We start from the raw sequence: 8,457 nt of genomic DNA on the forward strand, positions 1-8,457 counted from the left end.
CGTCAATGTCGGCCACGGAAGGGTAAATCCAGGTCGGGCGGAAAGGCATGCCCTCTATATCATTGAGCGTGGAAACGCCGGTCAGCACCAGAACGGTTTCCAGACCTGCCTGGAAGCCCGCCAGAATGTCAGTCCGCAGATTATCACCCACGATGACGGTATCTTCGGAATGCGCCTGCATTTTATTGAGTGCCGAACGGATAATCCACGGACTCGGTTTGCCGACATAAAATGGCTGGCGGCCGGTGATTTTTTCGATAGGTGCACACAACGCACCGCAGGCCGGTACAAAACCGTGCCCGTGATTATCAGGATTTGTTGCGATAAAGCGCGCGCCGTTTGCCACAAAATAGGCGGCTTTATGGATCATGTCCCAGTTATAAGAACGGGTCTCACCGACAATCACGAAATCAGGATTGATATCGGTAATGGTAAAACCGGCTTTATATAATTCATGAATCAGGGCACCTTCGCCGACGACATAGGCTTTTTTGCCTTCCTGACGTTTGAGAAAATCAGCGGTGGCCATGGCGGAAGTGAAAAAAGCACTTTCAGGCACGTCAAGACCGGCAGCGCTGAAACGGTTTGCCAGATCTTGTGCTGTCTGGGAAGGGTAGTTAGTGAGAATGACCAAAGGCATCCCCTGTTCCTGAATCCGCGCCAGAAAACGGTCGGCACCGGGTACTGCGGTATTGTCGTGCAACAGCACACCATCAATGTCACAAATTACGTTCTTTATCGTCATGATTTCCAAACCCACATTTTCAGTCCCATTTCTGGCAGCCAGATACTATAGCACGTCTTAATTTTCCATCAGGCGCTGTAACAGAACGCCATTTAACATTGCCCGTTTAACCAGGGCAAACGCACCAATCGCTGACTGATGATTCAGGGCGGACGTCACAACGGGTAAATTACGCCGGAAATCTTTCAGAACCTGCGCATTTATACAGTTCTGAATCGCCGGAAGCAGCACTTTATCGGCTTCGGTAATTTCGCCGGCTATCACCACTTTTTGCGGATTAAACAGGTTTATCGCGATCGAGACACCTTTACCCAACTGGCGGCCAACGTGTTCGATGACTTCGGTTGCCAGCGGATCGTGGCGGTTGGCGGCTTTGCAGATCGCCGAAATTGAGCAATCGTTCAGGCTGAGTTTGCTGGCATAACCTTGTGTCAGTAAATGACGTACCCGATTTTCGATGGCAGCGTTAGCCGCAACGGTTTCCAGACAGCCGAAATTACCGCAATGACAGCGTTCGCCCAGCGGGTCGATCTGTATATGGCCAATTTCACCGACGTTGCCGTTACTGCCGAGAAAAATCTGGCCGTTAACGATGATTCCGGCACCGGTACCGCGATGTAAACGAACCAAAATAGAGTCCTGGCAGTCGCGGGTAGCACCAAAGTAATGCTCGGCAAGTGCCAGGCTGCGGATATCGTGGCCAACAAAGCTGGTAACTTTAAACCGGGCCTCCAGCGCATCGACTAATTTCCACGCGCCCACGCTGATATGTGGCATGTAGCGCACGATGCCTTTATTCGGATCGACCAGCCCCGGAAGGATGACGGAAATGGCAATCAGTTCGCGAATTTTGCGCTGATTAAATTCGATGAATTGCGCAATCGCCTCGAACAGGGCATTTTCGAGGGTTTCCTGAGTCCGTTCGGGCAGGGCGTAATGTTGTTCGGCCAGAGATTTGGCGCTGAGATCATAGAGTGTAATCGTCGCATCATGACGACCAAGACGCACTGCGACGGTATGGAAAGGGCGGGTTTCGGTGATGATAGAAATCGCGCGCCGACCCCCGGTGGAAGCCTGCTGGTCAACTTCTTTAATCAGCCCGCGCTCAAGTAATTGTCGGGTGATTTTGGTGACACTGGCGGGCGCTAACTGACTCATGTCAGCAATCTGAATGCGCGAAATGGGACCTTGTTGGTCAATCAGGCGGTAAACCGCCGCGCCGTTTAACTGCTTCACCAGATCAACGTTGCCGATTTGTGCCTGCTGTCCGCCAGTTGTCATCAATGCTTTTATCCGCTCAATTAAACTTCGTCACCATTAACGATAGTTTTTGTGATTTTAAAATCATGAGTGAACGCGGTGAGGTTGGCGACTTTACCTGCTTCGATGCTGCCCAGTTGATCGGCAACACCAATAGCGCGCGCCGGATAAAGCGTTGCCATACGCAGCGTTTCATCCAGAGCAATCCCGACATGTTCGACGCTGTTTTGCACCGCTTCAATCATTGTCAGGGCCGAGCCGCTCAGTGTTCCGTTTTCGTCCACACAGAGTCCGTCACGGTAGTATATTGTTTTACCGGCAAAAATGAACTCATCAATATTCGCGCCAGCAGGGGCAGTTGCGTCGGTGACCAGCACCAGCTTCTCACCTTTGAGCTTTTTCGCGTTGCGGATATTCGCCCAGTCGACATGCAGACCGTCAGCGATCACGCCGGTATACACTTCCGGCGTATCAAAAATTGCACCAATAAGACCAGGCTGACGACCTGTGATAGCAGGCATTGCATTATAAAGGTGCGTAGCAAAGCTGATACCTGCGGCAAAACCGGCACGTGCTTCAGCATAGGTTGAATTTGAATGACCTGCGGAAATGACGATTCCTGCTTCATGCAGCTGGCGGATATATTTTGCATCAACCTGTTCAGGTGCGAGCGTCAGTTGGGTAATTACATCCGCATTGGCGCACAGGAAATCAATCATTGCGCTGTCTGGCAGCCGGATAAAGGCCGGATTATGCGTGCCTTTTTTCAGCGGGCTGAGGTACGGTCCTTCCAGATGCAGGCCCAATGCCTGATTTGGATACTTTTCCAGATAGGTGCGCATGACGCTAATGCCGTGTTTCATGTAGTCATCGCTACAGGTGATGAGCGTCGGCAAGAAACTGGTACATCCGGATTTTTCATTGGCTTTCTGCATGATTTCTAACGTTTCTACTGAAATCGCTTCCAGTGAATCGTTGAACTGCACACCGCCACAACCATTAAGTTGCAGATCGATAAATCCGGGGGCAAGAATGGCACCATCCAGACTGCGGGTTTCCACATTCGCCGGCAATTCACTCACCGGGCAGACACGTTCGATTTTGCCATCGGCAATCACTACCGCGTGGTTATCCAGAACGTCATGACCGGTATAGACCCGGCCCTCAATCAATGCGTACATCATGCCCCCATTCCCCTAAATCCTTTGAGCCGCAGCGGCGTTGGCTGCCTTCACTCACTCCGGTCACTTACTTGAGTAAGCTCCCGGAGATTCGTTCAGTTGCCGTCTTGCTGCAACTCCAATGCTTTCGGGGACTCAATTAATTAAAGGTTTTTCATATTTTCCGCTTCTAACTCGCGGAAATATTTAACAGTTTTGACTTTCAGTTCCATGGTGGAAGGTTCATCACACACCATAACGGCTTTTGCGTGCAATTGCAGGCAACTGATGGTCCACATGTGGTTGATATTACCTTCAACAGCCGCTTCCAGTGCCTGCGCTTTCGCATGACCAGTGACCAGAATCATCACTTCTTCCGCATCCAGCAGTGTGCCAACACCCACGGTCAGGGCGTATTTTGGCACCTGAGAGACATCATTGTCGAAGAAACGTGAGTTCGCGATACGGGTTTCATGCGTCAGGGTTTTGATACGGGTACGGGAAGCCAGAGAAGAAGCCGGTTCGTTGAATGCGATATGCCCGTCGTTGCCCACGCCACCCATAAACAGGTTAATTTTGCCGTAAGACTTAATTTTCGCTTCGTACTGGCGGCATTCTTCGTTGACGTCGGGTGCGTTACCATTCAGAAGATTGATGTTTTCGCGTGGAATATCAACGTGGTCAAAGAAGTTTTTGTACATAAACGTATGGTAGCTCTCAGGGTGTTCCTGCGGCAGACCGACATATTCGTCCATGTTGAAAGTCACTACATGCTTAAAGCTAACCTGGCCTGCTTTATGCATAGCGATTAAATGCTTGTAAGCTTCGAGCGGGGTACCCCCGGTTGGTAAGCCTAATACAAAAGGACGGTCTGCAGTGGGTTTAAACGCGTTGATGCGTTCAACGATATGACGTGCAGCCCATTTGCCAACTTCAGTGGGGGTGTTTAACGGAATAAGTCTCATCAGATACCTCGAGTTTCAGAATATTGAATATACTGTTGATATCCTTTGTCCTTGGCGTAGCAGGGGGTATTGACTGCTCTCTGTCTGCAACGTCAATGACTCGGATATAGGTAGTCAAAGCAAAAACTAAGTTCGTCGGTTCAAAGGCGGTTTTGTTAAGCGTAAACCACCGCAACGGTTTATGAGTGGCACAATGCCGTCTGGATTTTTTTAATGATAAAATAAGTTTGGTGTCTTGACCAGTAAAATGGCATGTTATCACCTCTTTTTGGTGACGATTCTCACAAAAAGAGAGGTTTTAATTTGCGATACGAAATAATCTTTTTACACTCGCATTGCTGTTAGTTATATGTGCAGTTGGTTAAATCGGAACGGTAAATGTAAAGGTAGTAACCATACTAATTAAACTACTTAGGTGATTCGCCTGACGGCGGATAGGGGGAAATGTGAATATTCTTGGATTCTTTCAGCGTTTAGGCAGAGCGCTACAGCTGCCGATAGCCGTACTGCCAGTCGCTGCTTTATTGCTGCGTTTCGGTCAGCCTGATCTTCTTAATATGCCTTTCATCGCGCAAGCCGGTGGCGGGATTTTCGATAACCTCGCATTAATTTTTGCTATTGGTGTGGCATCCAGCTGGTCTAAAGATAATGCCGGGGCAGCAGCATTAGCAGGTGGTATTGGTTACTTCATCCTGACTAAAGCGATGATCACCATCAACCCTGCGGTAAACATGGGCGTGCTGGCCGGTATTATCACCGGTCTGGTGGGCGGTATGGTTTACAACCGCTGGTCTGATATCAAACTGCCTGACTTCCTGAGTTTCTTCGGTGGGAAACGCTTCGTTCCTATCGCAACCGGCTTCTTCTGTCTGATTCTGGCCGCTATCTTCGGTTACGTCTGGCCTCCGGTGCAGGATGCAATCCGTGCGGGTGGGGAGTGGATCGTAGGTGCTGGTGCATTCGGTGCAGGTATCTTTGGTTTCGTAAACCGTTTGCTGATCCCAACCGGTCTGCATCAGGTTCTGAACACCATCGCATGGTTCCAGATTGGTGACTTCACTAACGCTGCGGGTACTGTATTCCACGGTGACATCAACCGCTTCTACGCGGGTGACGGCACTGCAGGGATGTTCATGTCCGGCTTCTTCCCAATCATGATGTTCGGTCTGCCAGGCGCAGCATGTGCAATGTACTTCGCTGCACCGAAAGAGCGTCGTTCGTTGGTTGGCGGTATGCTGGTTTCAGTCGCGGTGACCGCATTCCTGACCGGTGTGACCGAGCCATTAGAATTCCTGTTCATGTTCCTGGCTCCGCTACTGTATTTAGTCCACGCTATCCTTACCGGGGTCAGCCTGTACATTGCGACAGCGTTGGGTATCCACGCCGGCTTCTCCTTCTCCGCAGGTGCCATCGACTATGCGTTGATGTACAACCTGCCAGCAGCCAGCAAGAACGTCTGGATGTTGCTGGTGATGGGCGTCGTATTCTTCGTCATCTACTTCGTTCTGTTTAGCGTAATTATCCGCATGTTCAACCTGAAAACGCCGGGTCGTGAAGACGACGTTGGGCATATCGGTGAGCCGGAAGCGAACAGCAATACAGAAGAAGGTCTGAACCAGCTGGCGCTGAGTTACATCGGTGCGCTGGGCGGTTCTGACAACTTCAAAGGTATTGACGCCTGTATTACCCGTCTGCGTCTGAATGTAAAAGATGCGGGCACCGTTGATGATGCTGCCTGTAAACGTCTGGGTGCGTCAGGAATTGTTCGTCTGAATAAACAAAGCATTCAGGTTATTGTGGGTGCAAAAGCTGAATCTCTGGCTGATGCAATGAAAAAAGTGATGGCTCGCGGGCCAGTCGCCGCAGGTGTTGCAACGGCTGAGCCGGTTGCTGCTGTCAAAACTGCACCTCAGGCCGTGCCAAACAGCGTGAAAACGGTAGTGGAAACTTTAGTATCTCCGGTAACGGGTGATATCGTCGCGCTGGATCAGGTGCCTGATGAAGCCTTTGCCAGCAAAGCCGTAGGTGATGGTGTCGCTATTCGTCCTACCGATAAAATTGTGGTATCGCCAGCCGCGGGCACCGTCGTGAAAATCTTCAATACCAATCATGCTTTCTGCCTGGAAACCACTTCCGGTGCTGAGATCGTGGTGCATATGGGGATTGATACTGTGGCGCTGAACGGACAGGGCTTTACCCGACTGGTCGAGGAAGGCGCAACAGTCACCGCCGGTCAGCCTGTGCTGGAACTGGATCTGGATTATCTGAACGCCAATGCCCGTTCAATGATAAGCCCGGTCGTCGTCAGTAATATTGATGATTATACCGGTGTGGTCTCACTGGCCAGTGGTTCCGTGGTCGCGGGACAGACCAAGCTGTTCGACATCCAGAGCAAATAATTCGCCAGATGGCGTAACAGGTTGACGGAGTGACAGCGGGAAGAGAGCGATCTCTTCCCGCTTTTTTATTGCCTGAGAACAGACGCAGCAGAGATAACCACGATTTTATGCAACTAACGGTTGTTTCCCGACGTGGCTTGTTGGAACATAAGCGGTTATCCGTAGAGTCAATGTTGCGTAGAGGAATTGCACAATGAGTGAGGCTGAAGCCCGCCCAACAAATTTTATCCGTCAGATTATTGATGAAGATCTGGCGACCGGGAAACATAATACCGTTCGCACCCGTTTCCCGCCTGAGCCTAATGGTTATCTGCATATCGGTCATGCGAAATCTATCTGCCTGAATTTCGGCATTGCACAAGACTATCAGGGGCAGTGCAATCTGCGTTTTGACGATACCAATCCGGCAAAAGAAGATATCGAATTCGTTGAGTCGATCAAACACGACGTTCAGTGGTTAGGTTTCGACTGGAGCGGCGATATTCATTACTCCTCGGACTATTTTGATCAACTGCATGCTTACGCGCTGGAACTGATCAACAAAGGTCTGGCGTATGTGGATGAACTGTCTCCTGAGCAGATCCGTGAATACCGCGGTTCACTGACGTCGCCGGGTAAAAACAGCCCGTATCGCGATCGTAGCGTAGAAGAGAATATTGCGCTGTTTGAAAAAATGCGTAACGGTGAGTTCGCTGAAGGCGCTGCCTGTCTGCGTGCTAAAATCGACATGGCCTCGCCATTCTTTGTCATGCGTGATCCGGTTCTGTACCGTATTAAGTTCGCAGAACACCACCAGACCGGTAAAAAATGGTGCATCTATCCGATGTACGATTTTACCCACTGCATTTCCGATGCGCTGGAAGGGATCACCCATTCGCTGTGTACGCTGGAATTCCAGGATAACCGTCGTCTCTACGACTGGGTTCTGGATAATATTTCTATTCCCTGCCACCCGCGTCAGTACGAATTCTCCCGTCTGAATCTAGAATATTCCATCATGTCCAAGCGTAAGCTAAACCTGTTGGTAACGGAGAAGATTGTTGAAGGCTGGGACGATCCGCGTATGCCGACGGTGTCGGGCCTGCGTCGCCGGGGTTACACCGCTGCTTCAATCCGTGAATTCTGCCGTCGTATCGGTGTGACCAAGCAGGATAACAACGTTGAAATGATGGCGCTGGAATCCTGTATCCGTGACGATCTGAACGAGAATGCACCGCGCGCTATGGCAGTGATCAATCCGGTTAAAGTGATCATTGAAAACTTTACGGGTGATGCTGTGCAGTGGGTGAAGATGCCGAACCATCCGAACAAACCGGAAATGGGCAGCCGCGAAGTACCGTTTACCCGTGAGATTTACATCGATCAGGCCGATTTCCGTGAAGAAGCCAATAAACAGTACAAGCGTCTGGTGTTGGGCAAAGAAGTGCGTCTGCGTAATGCCTATGTGATCAAAGCAGAACGTATCGAGAAAGACGCAGAAGGGAATATCACCACGATTTTCTGCTCTTACGATATCGACACCCTCAGTAAAGATCCTGCCGATGGCCGCAAGGTGAAAGGTGTGATCCACTGGGTTTCGGCTTCAGAAGGTAAATCGGCTGAGTTCCGCTTGTATGACCGTCTGTTCAATGTTGCCAACCCCGGGCAGGCAGAAGATTTCCTGACCACAATCAACCCGGAGTCTCTGGTGATTGCGCACGGTTTTGTTGAACCGTCGCTGGTGGCTGCTCAGGCTGAAATCAGCCTGCAGTTCGAGCGTGAAGGTTATTTCTGCGCTGACAGTCGCTACTCCGGCGCGGAACATCTGGTATTTAACCGTACCGTGGGCCTGCGTGATACATGGGAAAGTAAACCGGTCGCATAAAAGTCATCGCAATAAGGTTTTAAAAACGCAGCTCAGGCTGCGTTTTTTTATGTCCGGGTTTTAT

General features: G+C 50.4%; 6 protein-coding genes. 2 read left to right on the forward strand and 4 right to left on the reverse strand.

Features of this window, described 5'->3' with window-relative positions:
* From J1785_RS06245 to nagB, 4 genes are all read right to left on the reverse strand, one after another.
* Positions 1-745 (reverse strand): HAD-IIA family hydrolase (locus tag J1785_RS06245; protein ID WP_217219056.1); only part of this gene is annotated, 745 nt, incomplete at its 3' end.
* 57 nt (positions 746-802) lie between these two features.
* Positions 803-2,026, reverse strand: a complete 1,224-nt coding sequence (gene nagC / locus J1785_RS06250) for a DNA-binding transcriptional regulator NagC (protein ID WP_129952044.1) — start codon at positions 2,024-2,026, stop codon at positions 803-805.
* Between the two features lie 20 nt (positions 2,027-2,046).
* Positions 2,047-3,186, reverse strand: coding sequence for an N-acetylglucosamine-6-phosphate deacetylase (gene nagA / locus J1785_RS06255; protein ID WP_129952150.1), 1,140 nt, complete (start codon positions 3,184-3,186; stop codon positions 2,047-2,049).
* Between the two features lie 143 nt (positions 3,187-3,329).
* On the reverse strand, positions 3,330-4,130 hold the full coding sequence (nagB, locus tag J1785_RS06260; RefSeq protein WP_129952043.1) for a glucosamine-6-phosphate deaminase: 801 nt from the start codon (positions 4,128-4,130) through the stop codon (positions 3,330-3,332).
* Between the two features lie 446 nt (positions 4,131-4,576).
* On the opposite strand from nagB, the gene nagE reads away from it, so the two are divergent.
* Complete coding sequence (nagE, locus tag J1785_RS06265; protein WP_217219057.1) at positions 4,577-6,529, forward strand: PTS N-acetyl glucosamine transporter subunit IIABC; 1,953 nt, start codon at positions 4,577-4,579, stop codon at positions 6,527-6,529.
* Between the two features lie 193 nt (positions 6,530-6,722).
* A complete protein-coding gene (gene glnS / locus J1785_RS06270) occupies positions 6,723-8,393 on the forward strand; it encodes a glutamine--tRNA ligase (RefSeq protein ID WP_217219058.1) in 1,671 nt (556 codons plus the stop codon).
* Positions 8,394-8,457: the final 64 nt, after the last annotated feature.

It is taken from the genome of Rahnella perminowiae (genome assembly GCF_019049755.1).
GTDB classification, from domain to species: Bacteria; Pseudomonadota; Gammaproteobacteria; order Enterobacterales; family Enterobacteriaceae; genus Rahnella; species Rahnella perminowiae.